We start from the raw sequence: 14,346 nt of genomic DNA, 5'->3' as shown, positions 1-14,346 counted from the left end.
CGACATCCGGACTAATGCCCGCAGGCGTGATGGTACGTGGTCCTGATCATCGGAACGGTCAGCCGGAGTCATCATCGAGATGATGCCCGTTCCGCTGGATCGGCATCGTCACATGCACGGTCCGCTAGTAATGCCGCAGAATTGGGTCTGCATCCGTTGCAGACAAGGACAAGGCGGTTTCGCCCAGCGCGATCATGGCCTTGCAGCGATCCTTTGCGTTGCCTTCCTGTCGGACCGCCTTGACGAACTCCGCGCGCGACAACGCGGCGCGCTCGGTCGCCGCGTCAATCACCGCGCGGCTGACCTTGAAGGTGTTGCCCAGTGGCTTGGCGGGAGGGTCGCCGTCAGTTTCCAGCAGGACACGGGCGACGAGCTCGTTGCTGCGGGCGGCGATGTCCGGGGTCGTCCAGCGCAGCGGCTCGGTGCCTTGCTCGAAGAAGTCGTCGCACGCTTTCCAGTCGCGGGCACCGATCGCTCGCGCCTTATCGAGACGCAGGGTCGCGAGATCGACCAGAAGCGCATGCGGCGCTCGGTTTGCACCAGCAATATAGCGATCGGCCAACAGCTTGAGCATGGTCTTAGCGAACATCCGTGGTTCGGTGGCGTTCTCGCGGGCGAGCGTCCATTTGCTTTTCAACTGATCGTAAAGCTTGGCGTTTGCGTCATGAATCTTCGCCATGGTCAGGTCGGCGCCGCCGAGCGCGGCAAGTATCGGGTCGAGCGTCTTGGCCGGGCTGACATAGGCCGACTCCCGCACGGTCGACGGGGTCGCGGGGCGGGGAGTGTTGTCCGTGGCGTAGATTGCGCGCAGGATCATCAGCGCGACGACGAAAACGGCCCAGACCATGCGCCAGTTGATCGCGACACGAGGCGCGCGGTCCCACAACGCAACGCGATACCAGTCCAGCTCCCGCTCCAGGGTCGGATAGTGCATGCGGATTTTGGCCAGCAATTGCGTGATTTTCGACCGGCGGACACTCCATCCCCTGCGGCTCGTTTCAGTGGCCGGCCGGCGCAGCTCGCGCCACGCCCGGTGCAGAGGGTGTTTCGGGCTCTGCAGTTCGCTCGCGAAGGCAAGCGCATCCTGGCGTTCGACGACCGCGGCGATGGCTGGAGACTGATCGATCCGTCCTCGGCCGGCCGACCAGCCGAAATGCTCGATCACCCCAGTCAGGATCGGGTCCGACCGTGGCGAAGACGACGCGACCACCTCGGCGAACCAGCGTTCCGCATCGGTGTAGAATTTGAGTTCCTCCAGCCTCTCGTCCGCGAGCAGAACGCCGACATGGTCGGTCAGGGCGGCGGCCGTCTCGCGGTCGAGAACCTGCCCCCGCCATTCGTCGCCGGGGAACAGGATCGCGACCACCGCAGCGTAATGCTCCTGCACCGCTGCGTCATGGGCATTGGCCGCGACGCGCGCCGAATGATCGTCCTGATCGGCGGCGGACCGGGACGGCGTTTCGAAGCACGCATAGGCGCTCTCGGCATCGTCGTCGTCATCGTCGGACCACCGGTCGAAGCCGTCCGCGAATTCCAAGTCGGGCGCGACCGCGAACGACCCTACGGGATCGCCATCGTCATCCCACAGATCATCGCCATCGCCATCGTCATCACCGCTCCGCGCCCGCGCGATCGCGGCATCGCGTGCGTCGCGGAGCGCGATGTAGCGGTCGGGCTCGTCGTCGATGTCGAACGACTTCAGCCTGCGGGCATACGCCTTGCGGATCGCCGCGGTGTCTGCGGTCGGCGCCAGATCCAGGGTCCGCCAGATACCCCGCAGATCGCTCACAGGTAGCGATCGCCTTCGAGGTCGTTCAGCGCGGCCTCGAACTGCGCGCGGGCGGGGTCGATGATGCGCGGGTCCTGCGTCGCCAACGCCGCCTCGAACTGCGTGATCCATGTGCCGATCAGGTCGCGCCGGTCGCCGATGAATCCCTCGTAACAGCGCGCCGCACGGGCGAGCACCGCCCGATTATGGCTCTCGTCGCGGGGATGACGTTTCAGCGCGGCGAGGACCTCGCGACGCGCCGCGATCGCCGCCTTGTCCGGTGCGTCCTCGTCGTCGACGATCACCAAATTGCGCTGCGTACCCGCTTTCGGCACGCTCACGTCGACCTCGAGCAGACCGCTGGTGTCGTAACTGAAGCGCACCTCGATCCCGACCTCGCCGGCGCGCCCGGCGGGCACCGGCATGCGCACCGTACCGAGCTTGACGTTGCCCTGCACCTCGCGTGCCTCGCCCTGATAGATCTCGATCTCGAGATGGCGCTGGTTGTCGGCGATGGTCTGATACGCGCCGACCCGGCTGGCCGGGATCGGCGTGTTGCGCTCGATGATCGGCGAGAAGATGCCGTGGCGAAAGCCACCGCGCCCGTCCGCGACGCTATGGTTGATGCCGAGCGTATAGGGGCAGACGTCGGTCATGCGGATCTCGTCGAGCGCGGCGTCGCGCGCCTTGAGGCCGGCCTGCACCGCCGCGCCGAGCGCGACCGCATGATCGGGATGGACCGCAGCACTCGGGAACCGCCCGAACATCCGCGTGATCGTCCGCCGCACCGCCGGCATCCGCGTCGACCCGCCGACCAGGATCACTTCGCTGAGAGAGTCGACGCGGATATCGCTGTCGCGCAACGATCGCAGCACGGGCTCGCGCAGCCGGGCGAGCAACGGCGCGGCCTGCGTCTCGAATTCGCTGGTGGTGATCGTCGTCGAGAAATCCCGGCCCAGCGCGGTGACGGTGAACGGCGCCTCCTCCGATTCGGTAAGCGCCCGGCGACACCGTTCGGCGGCGGCGCGGAGTAATTCGCGCAGCAACACCGGGTCGACCACGGCCAGCGCATCCTTGGGGTCGATCCGCGGTTTCGCCAGATCGATCACCGTCTCGTTAAAGTCCTCGCCGCCCAGCCGGTTGTCGCCGGCGGAGGCGCGGACCTCCATCACCCCGTCGAACATCTCGACGATCGACACGTCGAACGTCCCGCCGCCCAGATCGAAGACGAGGAACGGCTCCTTCTCCTCGCGGGTCTGGATTCCGTAGGCGAGCGCGGCGGCGGTCGGCTCGTTGATCAGCCGCTCGACCTTCAGCCCGGCAAGCTCGCCCGCGCGCCGCGTCGCCTTGCGCTGGCGATCGTTGAAATAGGCCGGAACGGTGATCACGGCACCGGTCACGGGCTCGCCCAGGAACGTCTCGGCGTCGACCTTGAGGCTCGACAGGACGACCGCCGACAGATCCTCCGCCGTGAACGTCGTCGCACCCAGCTTCACGGTCTGCCGCGTCCCCATGTACCGCTTGAACGCGGTGGCGGTGTCGGCAGGATGCGTCGACTGCCGATCGCGCGCCGCCATCCCGACGATCACCGATCCGTCCTCGGCAACGCTGACCGCGGACGGGGTCAGCGTGTCGCCCAGCGCATTGGGAATGAGCTCGGCCTGGCCATCGCGCCAGATCGCGATCGCACTGTTGGTCGTCCCCAGATCGATCCCGACGATCATCGTGCGCACGCTCCCCAAAGGTCAGGCCACGGGATAGGTGCCCGACCCGAGCGCCGTCAAATGCCGGGACCGCGCAATTCTACGCGGCAGCGATCCCACCGACCACATTCTACCGCGGTCACCTTGCACCGACCTCTCGACGATCGCGATTGCCCCCGCTCCCCGGTTGCGCCTAGCTTGGTCGCATCGTCTTCGGAGCCTCGCCATGACCTTGAAACTCGCTCTTCTCGCCTCGATCGCACTCGCCACGGCGGCGGTCGCGCAGGACAAGACGACCGCCCCTGTCGGCGGCGACATCCCGGCAAGCTTCGTCCCGCCGATCGCCAATCGCGATTACGTGAAGCGCGAGGTGATGATCCCGATGCGTGACGGGACCAAGCTCTACACCGTCATCGTCTACCCGAAGGGCGTGACCAACGCGCCGATCGTCCTCACCAGGACGCCGTACAACGCGAAGGCACGCGCCAACCGGTCGGACAGTGCGAGCATCCTCGCGACTCTGCCGCTTGCCGACGAGATGTTCGTGAAGGCGGGCTATATTCGCGTCTATCAGGACATCCGCGGCAAATATGGCTCCGAGGGCGAGTACGTCGTCACGCGGCCCGTGATCGGCCCGCTCAACCCGACCAAGGTCGATCACGTCACCGACGCCTACGACACGATCGACTGGCTGGTGAACAAGGCGAACCTGCCCGAATCGAACGGTCGCGTCGGCATGATCGGCTCGTCGTACGAGGGCTTCACCGTGGTCATGGCGCTGCTCAATCCGCATCCCGCGCTCAAGGTCGCGGCGCCCGAGAGCCCGATGATCGACGGCTGGATGGGCGACGACTGGTTCCATTACGGCGCCTTCCGCCTCGCCAACATCGCCTGGCTCGGCAGCCAGACCGGCTACAAGGGCGAAGGCAAGGCCCCGCCGACCGGCGGCTATGACGATTACGAGAATTTCCGCGAGGTCGGCTCAGCCGGCGAGTGGGCGAAGAAGTCGGGCTACGACCAGCTGCCCTATTGGCAGCGGATGGTGTCGCACCCGGCCTATGACGGCTTCTGGCAGGGCCAGGCGCTCGACAAGCTGCTCGCCGCCAATCCGTCGAACGTGCCGACGGTGTGGGAACAGGGATTGTGGGATCAGGAGGACATGTACGGCGCGATCACCGCGTGGGAAGCGCTCAAGGCCGCCCAGGAAAAGAGGGGGGACAAGCTCGGCAACAACCACCTCGTGATGGGCCCGTGGCGGCATAGCCAGGTCAACCGCGAGGGCCGCAGTCTCGGCCCGTTCCAGTGGAATGGCGACACCGCGCAGCAATTCCGCGAGAACATGCTGCTGCCCTATTTCAATCAGTATCTGAAGGACGGCCCGGCCGTCACCCTGCCCGCCGCGGCGATCTACAACACCGGTGAAAACCACTGGGACACGTTCGCGACCTGGCCGCTGGCGTGCGAGACCGGGTGCCCCTCCCCGCTGAAGCCGATCTACCTGCAGGAGGGCGGCGCGCTCGGCTTCGGCAAGGCGGCCGCCGGCGGCGACAGCTATGTCTCGGATCCCGCCAAGCCAGTGCCGCATCTGCCGCGCCCGGTGAATTTCGGCGACGGCCGCTGGGGCGACTGGCTCGTCAGCGACCAGCGCGGCGTCGACGGGCGGCCGGACGTGATGACCTACACCACGGAGGCACTGACCGCGCCGGTGCGCGTGTCGGGCGCGCCGATCGCCGACATCTTCGCCAAGACGACCGGCACCGATGGCGATTTCGTGGTCAAGGTGATCGACGTATATCCGGCCGAGAACGCGACCGATCCGAAGATGGGCGGCTACGAACTGCCGATCAGCCTCGACATCTTTCGTGGCCGCTACCGCCAGAGCTTCGCCAAGCCCAGCGCGATTCCTGCCGGCAAGGTGCAGGAATACAAGTTCCGCCTGCCGACCGTGAACCACGTGTTCCAGCCGGGGCACAAGATCATGATCCAGGTCCAGTCGAGCCTGTTCCCGCTCTACGACCGCAACCCGCAGACCTTCGTGCCCAACATATTCCTCGCCAAGAAAGCGGATTACCGGGCGGCGACGGTGACGATCCTGCGCGGCGGACCGTCGGCGAGCGCGGTATGGCTGCCGGTCGTGCCGCTCGATCAGTCGGCGGCGATGGCGAAACAGCGCTAGCCCTCGGGCGGTGGCGTCGGTGATCGATAGGCGACGAACATTCATGACAGCACCGAATATCGTCAGACGGCAGATCGGTAACGAAGCGGAGCCGCTGGTCGTCATCGATGACTTTGCGCCGAACCCGGAGACGTTGCGGATGGCTGCGGCGCAGGCCCGCTTCGAACCGGCTGGGGAGCATTACCCCGGCGTTCGGGCGCCCTTGCCGGATACGTATCTGCGCGATCACCTGCCCCGTATCGCCCGCGCGTTGGGCCGTGATTTCGGACCGTGCCGCCGCATCCGCGTGATCGACGCGCAATTCTCGATCGTCACCACGCACCCCGATACGCTCGATATCCGACAGCGCCTGCCGCACGTCGACGCTTATGGGCGCGACCGGATCGCGCTGGTGCATTATCTCTCGCCGACGAACCGAGACGGTACCGCGTTCTTCCGGCATCGCGAGACCGGGTTCGAGACGATCGACGACACGCGCGCGGCCGCGTTTTTCGCGCAGCTCGGCAGCCAGGTCGAGGCGGCGGCACCGAACGGCTATATCGCCGACGATACCGTTCTGTTCGAACGCACCGCAAAGGTCGATGCCAGCTATAATCGCGCGCTGCTGTATCGGAGCTATTGCTTGCACAGCGGAGCGATCTCGCCAGACGCGGTATTCTCGGCCGATCCGTTGACCGGGCGGCTGACGGTCACCGCGTTCCTCGCGATCGAATGAGCCCGTTGTGAGGGTCCGGCGGATCGCCTAGCGTCTGACGCAGGAGGGGACGCTTGATGATCCTGCTGATACTCGCCGCACAGGCCGCCACGCTCGGCGCCACCAATTACGCCGTCGACGCGCCGATGCCCGCGCCCAAAGGCCGACCGAGCTTCGCGGACGAATTCGACGGCAAGGCGATCGATACCGCGAAATGGCGCTTCGACGTGTCGCGCAACGCGCAAGGGTGGGCCAACCACGAACGACAATATTACGCGAAGGACCGGCCCGAGAACGCGCGGATCGAAGACGGATCGCTGGTGATCGAGGCGCGCCGGGAGACGCTCGACAAGTCGCGGTTCGGCGACTGGGGCGGCCAGGCGTATACGTCGGCCAAGCTCGTGTCGCGCGAACCACGCGGGTACGGCTATTACGAGGTCCGCGCGAAACTGCCGTGCGGGCGCGGCAGCTGGCCGGCGATCTGGTTGTTGCCGAGCGGCGGAAAATGGCCAGACGAGGGCGAGATCGACATCATGGAGATGGTCGGCTGGAACCCGAACATCGTCCACGCCACGCTCCACACCGAAGCGTTCAACCACACCAAGGGGACGCAGCGCGGCGCACAGACCAAGGTCGCCACCGCCTGCACCGCGTATCACCGCTATCAGCTCGACTGGCGCGCCGATGCGATCACGATCGGCGTCGATGGCCGCGCGATCATGCGCGTCGCCAACGACCAGCCCGGCGGCAAGGCGGCCTGGCCGTTTACGCGCCCCTATGCGCTGATCCTCAATCTCGCGGTCGGTGGCGATTGGGGCGGGCAGAAGGGCATCGACGATGCCGCCTTCCCGCAGCGCATGGCGGTCGATTACGTCCGCTACTGGCGCCGCTGACCGGGCCCGCTAACGCCGCCGACGCGCCGCGAGGATGGTGAGCCCGCCGCACAGCGTCAGCGCGGCGAGCACCAGCATCACGGCGTCATAGTCGGACGGCGTGGCGAGCGCCCAGGTCAGCGTCGGCCCGAGCAGCCCCGGCAGCGTGTTGGTCAGGTTGAGCAGCCCCAGATCGCGACCGCGGTGGCGGGGGTCGGGCAGCAGCTGCATCGCGAACCCGGCATGCAGCGCGAGGAACACCGATTCGCCGGTGGCATAGACGCAGAACGCCGCCGCGCCGCTGGTGAAGTCGTCCGCGAACGCCATCCCGACCAGCCCGGCCGCCGCGACCAGCGCCGCCGCGAACAGGAACGGCTTGATGCGCCCGGATCGATCCGCGAGCCGGCCGACAAGAACCGCGATCGGCAGCGGCAGCGTGTAGGCGACGATCATCACCGTCCCCATCCGCGCCGCGATCGTCGCCGGCGGGATCGAGGGCGCGACGCTCTCGAGATAATAAAGGAGATAGACGAACAGCGCGCTGCCTGCGACCTGCACGAACAGCCGCGCCACCCAGGCCAGCATCAGGTCGTGACGCGAGACCGCGCCGCGCTCCGATCTTTGGTCCGGATCGCCGATCGCACGCGCGCGCGTCAGCAGCAGGGGGAGCGTGCAACCCGCCACCACCACCTGCACGATCGCCAGCCGCGACGCATCGCCGAGCGACGCCGCCCCGACCAGTATCGCCGCGACCGTCGAGGCGACCGGGTTCGCCATCGCCAGCAATCCCCCCGCGACGCCCTTCTGCGTGTCGGGCACCTCGTCCGCCATCATCGCCAGCATCGGCGCGAGCACCGCGTTGACCGCGACCTGGAAGCCGATCACCGACAGGATCAGCGCGGTGGGGGTCGCGGCGATGGCGATCGCGCCATACGCCACCGCCGTCCCGACGACCCCGCCGGCAAGCCAGCCACGCCGCCCGCCGCCGCGCGTGCGCGATCGGTCGCTGAGATAGCCGAACAGGACATTGGACAGGCTAGCCGCCACCGCACCGGCGATCGCGATCGCGGTCAGGACATCGAGCCGCCGCAACCCCGCGACCGCCTGGACCTTGATCGGCAGCAGCAGCGTCAGCAGCGGGAGATAGGCGACGACCCCGCCGACATAGGCCAGCGCGAAGATCAGCAGGAACCCGGTCGAGCGACGATCGGGGTTCGGCGCGGTGTCGGGGGAAGCGATAAGGCGCGCCATCGCTGCCTTCCTAAGCTGCTCGCGCCGGGAGAGGCAACCGCGCTCGCCCTCATTCCCGCATGTCGCGCCGGATACGGCGGCGGCGATCATCGCCACCGTTTCTTGTTCTCCGTGCACTTGCGGCAAATCGCGTCGACGCGGCCCCGTAACGTCTTCTCCCGTCCCTGGAAGGGAGGGGGGAAGAAGAGAGGCCTGAGGGCCCGCGCTGGCCGCTACGGCTTCATCGTTGCCGCCTCGAGTGTCGCCGTCTTCTCCAGAGTCCGGTCCTGGGCATCGTGCGCCAGCGCCACGCGGTACGCGCCGCCGGCGATCCGCCAGCCCGGCAGGCTCGTATCATAGTCGGCGACGATCCGGGGCTCCGCGGTCAGCGTCACGCGGCGCGTTTCGCCGGGCATCAGCGTGATCCGCGAGAAACCCGCCAGTCGCGTCGGCATACCCGCGCCGTCCCGCGCGACGTACATCTGCGGGACGTCCGCCCCTGCCCGCTTGCCGGTGTTGACGATGTCGAACGTCACGCTGAGCGACCGGCCGCCCGTCACGACCGCGTTGCGATAGGCGAAACTGGTGTAGCTCAGACCATGGCCGAACGCGAACAGCGGCCGCTGGCGCTGCTTTTCGTACCAGCGATAGCCGACGTTCGCGCCCTCGACATACTCGACCGGAAAGCTCTCGAGCTGGAAGGCCGACGCGTTCGCCGGATTGGCCGCTGCCTGTGCTTCCACGGACGTCAGGCGGTCCAGCCCGACCGGCGCCGCGCGCGGCGCCTGCGACGCGGCCGCCGGGAAGGTGATCGGCAGGCGTCCGGAGGGCGTGACCCTGCCCGTCAGGATGTTCGCGATCGCCGCGCCGCCGCGCTGGCCAGGATACCAGGCCTGGAGCACCGCCGGGACCGACCCGATCCACGGCATCAGCACCGGCCCGCCGGTTTCGAGCACCGCGACCGTCCTCGGCTGCGCCTTGGCGACCGCGGCGATCAGCGCATCCTGATTGTCGGGCAGCGCCAAGGTGGGGACGTCCTGCGCCTCGGTCGTCCACTGCGTCGCGAAGACGATCGCGAAATCCGCAGCCCGCGCCGCCGCCGCCGCGGCCGCGACATCCTTGCCGTCGACGAACGTGACGCGCGCGCCGAGCAACGCGGCCTGCAGCGCCTTCACCGGCGACGATGCGTGATAGGTATAGCGCGCGAACGACATCGCCGCGCCCGACGTCAGCGGGATCTCGATCGGCGCGCCGCCGACCGAGCGGACCTGGCTCGATCCGCCACCCGACAGCACGCCGACATCGGCCCGGCCGCCGATCACCACGATCCGCCTGGCGGTCGCGGCGATCGGCAACAGGTCGCCGTCGTTCTTGAGCAACACGATGCCGGCTTCCGCCGCGCGCTGCGCCACCTCGGCATGCGCGGCGTACGTCGGCGTCTGCGCGACCGTCGGCACCGGCGTGTCGTAGGCGCCGGTCTCGATCAGTCCAGTCAGATAGCGCACGATCATGTCGTCAAGCCGCGCGATCGGCACCGCGCCCTGCTCGACCGCAGCCTTGAGCGGACCGGCGAAATACATCGCCTTGTCGAGTTCCTGCCCCGATTGCTGGTCGAGCCCGGCATTGGCTGCCTTCACGGTCGAATGCACCGCGCCCCAGTCGCTCATCACCCAGCCGCGATAGCCCCAGTCGCGCTTGAGGACGTCGGTCAGCAGATGCCTGTTCTCGCACGCCCAGTCGCCATTTACCTTGTTGTAGGCGCACATCACCGAGCCGGGCCGTCCCGTCTCGATCGCGATCTGGAAGGCGAGCAGGTCGCTCATCCGCAGGCTCGCCTCGTCGATCCGCGCGTCGACCACCATCCGCCCGGTTTCCTGCGCGTTGAGCGCGAGATGCTTGACGGTCGACACGATGTGGTTCGACTGCACGCCGGCGATGTGGGCGCCCGCCATCTCGCCCGCGAGCAGCGGGTCCTCGCCGAGATATTCGAAGTTGCGCCCGTTCCACGGGTCGCGCGTCAGATTCACGCCGCCCGCCAGCAGCACGTTGAAGCGCTTGGCGCGCGCCTCCGCGCCGATCATCGTGCCCCCCGCCCGCGCGATCGCCACGTCGAAACTCGCCGCGGTCGCCAGGCTCGACGGCAGCGCGGTGGCGACGTCGCCCTTGCGTTGCTCGACCTGGTTGGCGACGCCGAGCGAGGCATCGCTCTCGCGGACCAGCGGCACACCGAGACGCGCGATGCCGTCGATGTGCCCGGCCGACGGGATCAACGCGTTCGCGGTCTTGCCCTTCGCCATCGGCGGAAACAGCCCGTGCGCGAGCGCGATCTTCTCGTCGATCGTCATCCGCGCGACGATCGCCGCGGCGCGGGTGCGCGGATCGGTGGTAGCAGTGCCCGACCTAGTAGCGTCGCGTGCCGTTGCCGGCGTCACCATCGCCATCAGCGATGCGCTCATCAGCGCGGTGCGAAAACTCTTTGTCATCTTCCAGGTCCTCCCGAGGGTCGGCAGCGCTCTGCGGCGACAGTCCGTGACGGCGTGTTGCGCCATTGCCACTATTAACAGCATAATTTGAGAACGTTCACAACTGTAGCGCTACCGTGCTTGACACAAAGCGACAAACTGCGAAGTGAACGTTCACGGGAAGGCGCAATCGATAGCGCCGTCACAGGGGAGGACTATCATGCGTGGCTTCACGGCTCGCTCGCTTTCGCGGCTCATCATCGGCACTTCGGCGCTGGCTCTGGTCGGCATGCCCGGCATCGCCTCGGCGCAGGACGCCGCCGCCACGGTCGGCAATCCCGGCCCGTCGGACATCACGCCGCAGGCTGCTCCCGCCGATCCGAACGCGACCGGCGACGACATCGTCGTGACCGGGATCCGCGCATCGCTGCGTGAGGCGATCGATATCAAGCGCAACGGCCAGGGCGTGGTCGACGCGATCTCGTCCGAAGATATCGGCAAGTTCCCCGACACCAACCTCGCCGAGTCGCTGCAGCGTATAACCGGCGTGTCGATCGACCGCTCGAACGGCGAGGGCTCGACCGTCACCGTCCGCGGCTTCGGCCCCGAATATAACCTCGTCACGCTCAACGGCCGCCAGATGCCGACCTCGACGCTCGGCGACGGCGCCAGCGCCCCCGCCTCGCGCTCGTTCGACTTCGCGAACCTCGCGTCGGAAGGCGTCGCCGCGGTCGAGGTCTACAAGACCGGCCGTGCCGCCGTCCCGTCCGGCGGGATCGGTTCGAGCATCAACATCCGCACCCCGCGCCCGCTCGACAAGCCTGGCACCCGCGGCAGCATCGCCGCCAAGGGCGTGCTCGACAGCTCGCGCAACGGCAAGGACCAGATCACACCCGAAGTGTCGGGCATCCTGTCGACGACGTTCGCCGACGACCGCATCGGCATCCTGTTCAGCGGCGCATACCAGCGCCGCAAGGCGAGCAACAACTCGGCCAGCGTCGGCTTCCGCGACGGGTTCCTCGGGGCCGAGAACAACTGGGGCTCGCTCGCGCAGCCGGGGACGCCGGGCGCCGCGAACATCACCAACCGGCCCGGTCCGACCGACGTCTACGAGATCCCGCAGAGCGCCGCCAACGACGTCATCGACATCGACCGCGAGCGCATCAACGGCCAGCTCGTGCTGCAGGCCAAGCCGACCGACACGCTGACCGCGACGCTCGACTTCACCTATTCGAGCAACAAGGTCGAGGTGCGCGACAGCAGCGTCGGCATCTGGTTCAACTTCGGCGATACGCGCAGCGCGTGGACCGACGGCCCCTCGGCGGGCCCGCGTTTCTATTCGGAGAATTTCGCCCCCGGCAAGGATCTGTCGTACAGCAGCTCGCTAACCGCGAACAAATCCGAGAACAAGTCGCTCGGCGGCAATTTGACGTGGGAGGCACCGGGCAACGTCACGATGTCGCTCGACGCGCATCACTCGACCGCGGTGTCGAAGCCGACCAACGATTACGGCAGCAGCACGTCGATCGGCGGCGCGATCTTCGGCGTCCAGTCGCAGACGATCAATTTCGAGAAGGACCTGCCGGTCATCTCGTACCAGATGTATCCGGGGATCGACCCGCTGAACGCATCGCTGATCACGCCGACCGGCAACGCCTTCCGCAACGCGTATTTCAAGGACGAGATCAACCAGCTCCAGCTGAAGGGGCATTACGACCACGACGGCGACTTCCTCGACAGCATCGACTGGGGCTTCTCGTATGTCGATAACAAGGTGCGGTCGGCCTATGGCTTCATCCAGAACGAGACCTGGGGCGGCATCGATCCGCGCGGCGCGGCGGCCGGTGCGGCGGCGGTTCCCGACGACTTCTTCACGCTCACCAGCCTGCCGGACAAGTTCAAGGGCGTAGCCGGTTCGAACGATCCTGCACTGCCACCGTCGATCTACACCTTCAAGTTCGAGCAGATGGCCGAATTGCTGCGCTCGCAATATGGGATCTGCAGCGCGCCACAGACGGGTACCGCGGCGCCGGGCACCTGCCTCGCCAACTACACCAACGATCGCCGCATCCGCGAGCAGACGATCTCGCCGTACATCCAGTTCAACGGCAAATTCTCGGTGTTCGACATGCCCGCGCACATCATCGGCGGCGTCCGCTATGACGAGACGCAGGTGAACTCGTCGGCACTGGTGCCGATCCCGACAGGCACGCGCTGGACCGGCGCGAACGAATTCGCGCTGAGCTACGGCGGCAACTCGTTCACTTCGCTGAAGGGCCGGTATCACAACTGGCTGCCGGCGGTCGATTTCGACATCGAACCGATCCGCAACGTCAAGCTGCGCGCCTCGTACAGCCACACCATCACGCGTGCCGATTACGGCAGCCTGCAGGGCGGCCTGAACATCGACTCGAACCCGCGCATCGGCGGCGGCACCGGCAGCCAGGGCAATCCGAACCTGCTGCCCTACAAGTCGAAGAACATCGATCTGTCCGCGGAATGGTATTACGGCCGCGAAAGCTACATCTCGGTCGGGTATTTCACCAAGGACGTGAAGAACTTCATCGGCACGACGCAGGTCAACACGCCCGCGTTCGACCTGCGCAACCCGGCCTCGGGCCCGCGCTACCGTCAGGCGGTCGCGGCGCTGGGAACCACGGACAATCTGCGCGTGCGCGATTACATCCTGCGCAACTTCCCGGCCTCGTCGCAGGTCACGGGAACGAGCGATGCCGGCCTGCTGACCGGCAACATCTTTGGCCTGCCGCAGGACGATCTGTTCAACTTCCAGCTCAGCCAGCCGTTCAACAGCGACCAGACCGCCAACATCAACGGCTGGGAATTCGCGATCCAGCACCAGCTGTGGAACACCGGCTTCGGCGTCATCCTGAACTACACGATCGTCAACGGCGACGCGAAATACGACAACACGATCGATCCCAACATCGGCCAGTTCGCGCTGACCGGGCTCAGCGACAGCGCCAACGCGGTCGGCTATTACGACAAGAACGGCATCCAGGCGCGCGTCGCGTACAACTGGCGCGGGCAGTTCTACAACGGCGGCGCGTTCGATCCGACCTATGTCGAGGCGTATGGCCAGATCGACGCGAGCGCGAGCGTCGAGCTGAAAAAGGGGCTGGCGGTGTTCGGCGAAGTCATCAACCTCACCGGCCAGGGTCGCCGCGGGCATCGTCGGTCGGACAATTTCGTCACCTTCGCGCAGCCGGGTTACGCGCGATACTCGGCCGGCATGCGCTTCACCTTCTGAGGCGGGTGTTTGGAATCCTCCCTCGCAAGGGGGAGGTGGCTGGCACTTGCCAGACGGAGGGGGAGGACACGGAGCGAGCGTTGTCGCTTACCTCCCCCTCCGTCGCCTACGACGCCACCTCCCCCTGGCGGGGGAGGATCGTGAGGTATGGACCGCCTCGAACCGCTCCGTCA

Annotated in this window: 8 protein-coding genes; 4 read left to right on the top strand and 4 right to left on the bottom strand. The window is 67.0% G+C overall.

Going from position 1 to position 14,346, the window contains the following annotated elements:
- Window positions 1-124: 124 nt before the first annotated feature.
- Both ACLBWL_RS13575 and ACLBWL_RS13570 read right to left on the bottom strand, forming a co-directional pair.
- Window positions 125-1,789 (bottom strand): hypothetical protein, encoded by a 1,665-nt coding sequence (locus ACLBWL_RS13575; protein WP_447793883.1) that lies wholly within the window; start codon window positions 1,787-1,789, stop codon window positions 125-127.
- Window positions 1,786-3,492, bottom strand: a complete 1,707-nt coding sequence (locus ACLBWL_RS13570) for an Hsp70 family protein (protein ID WP_447794404.1) — start codon at window positions 3,490-3,492, stop codon at window positions 1,786-1,788. The genes ACLBWL_RS13575 and ACLBWL_RS13570 overlap by 4 nt, the downstream gene beginning before the upstream one ends.
- Window positions 3,493-3,697: 205 nt before the next feature.
- On the opposite strand from ACLBWL_RS13570, the gene ACLBWL_RS13565 reads away from it, so the two are divergent.
- The 3 genes from ACLBWL_RS13565 to ACLBWL_RS13555 are packed head-to-tail and all read left to right on the top strand — an operon-like array spanning window position 3,698 to window position 7,234.
- Window positions 3,698-5,647, top strand: a complete 1,950-nt coding sequence (locus ACLBWL_RS13565) for a CocE/NonD family hydrolase (RefSeq protein ID WP_447793881.1) — start codon at window positions 3,698-3,700, stop codon at window positions 5,645-5,647.
- Between the two features lie 43 nt (window positions 5,648-5,690).
- On the top strand, window positions 5,691-6,362 hold the full coding sequence (locus ACLBWL_RS13560) for a DUF6445 family protein (RefSeq protein WP_447793879.1): 672 nt from the start codon (window positions 5,691-5,693) through the stop codon (window positions 6,360-6,362).
- 56 nt (window positions 6,363-6,418) lie between these two features.
- Window positions 6,419-7,234 carry a glycoside hydrolase family 16 protein gene (locus ACLBWL_RS13555; protein ID WP_447793877.1) on the top strand — a complete coding sequence of 272 codons (816 nt, stop codon included), beginning with the start codon at window positions 6,419-6,421 and terminating at the stop codon, window positions 7,232-7,234.
- Window positions 7,235-7,243: 9 nt separating this feature from the next.
- Here the strand turns inward: ACLBWL_RS13555 and ACLBWL_RS13550 are convergent, their stop codons facing one another.
- On the bottom strand, window positions 7,244-8,464 hold the full coding sequence (locus ACLBWL_RS13550) for an MFS transporter (RefSeq protein ID WP_447793875.1): 1,221 nt from the start codon (window positions 8,462-8,464) through the stop codon (window positions 7,244-7,246).
- A 212-nt stretch (window positions 8,465-8,676) separates the two neighbouring features.
- Window positions 8,677-10,926: a beta-glucosidase gene (locus ACLBWL_RS13545; RefSeq protein ID WP_447793873.1), complete on the bottom strand. Its 2,250-nt coding sequence runs from the start codon at window positions 10,924-10,926 to the stop codon at window positions 8,677-8,679.
- Window positions 10,927-11,125: 199 nt separating this feature from the next.
- On the opposite strand from ACLBWL_RS13545, the gene ACLBWL_RS13540 reads away from it, so the two are divergent.
- Window positions 11,126-14,173 carry a TonB-dependent receptor gene (locus ACLBWL_RS13540; RefSeq protein WP_447793871.1) on the top strand — a complete coding sequence of 1,016 codons (3,048 nt, stop codon included), beginning with the start codon at window positions 11,126-11,128 and terminating at the stop codon, window positions 14,171-14,173.
- The last annotated feature ends 173 nt before the right edge of the window (window positions 14,174-14,346 follow it).

The organism is Sphingomonas sp. M1A8_2b (assembly GCF_053345535.1).
This window is presented reverse-complemented; position numbering and strand designations above follow the sequence as displayed.

Bases quoted from the DNA above. Each gene is read 5' to 3' on its own strand.
- ACLBWL_RS13570 (WP_447794404.1), bottom strand. From the start codon at position 3,492: ATGATCGTCGGGATCGATCTGGGGACGACCAACAGTGCGATCGCGATC.
- ACLBWL_RS13565 (WP_447793881.1), top strand. From the start codon at position 3,698: ATGACCTTGAAACTCGCTCTTCTCGCCTCGATCGCACTCGCCACGGCG.
- ACLBWL_RS13560 (WP_447793879.1), top strand. From the start codon at position 5,691: ATGACAGCACCGAATATCGTCAGACGGCAGATCGGTAACGAAGCGGAG.
- ACLBWL_RS13555 (WP_447793877.1), top strand. From the start codon at position 6,419: ATGATCCTGCTGATACTCGCCGCACAGGCCGCCACGCTCGGCGCCACC.
- ACLBWL_RS13550 (WP_447793875.1), bottom strand. From the start codon at position 8,464: ATGGCGCGCCTTATCGCTTCCCCCGACACCGCGCCGAACCCCGATCGT.
- ACLBWL_RS13545 (WP_447793873.1), bottom strand. From the start codon at position 10,926: ATGACAAAGAGTTTTCGCACCGCGCTGATGAGCGCATCGCTGATGGCG.
- ACLBWL_RS13540 (WP_447793871.1), top strand. From the start codon at position 11,126: ATGCGTGGCTTCACGGCTCGCTCGCTTTCGCGGCTCATCATCGGCACT.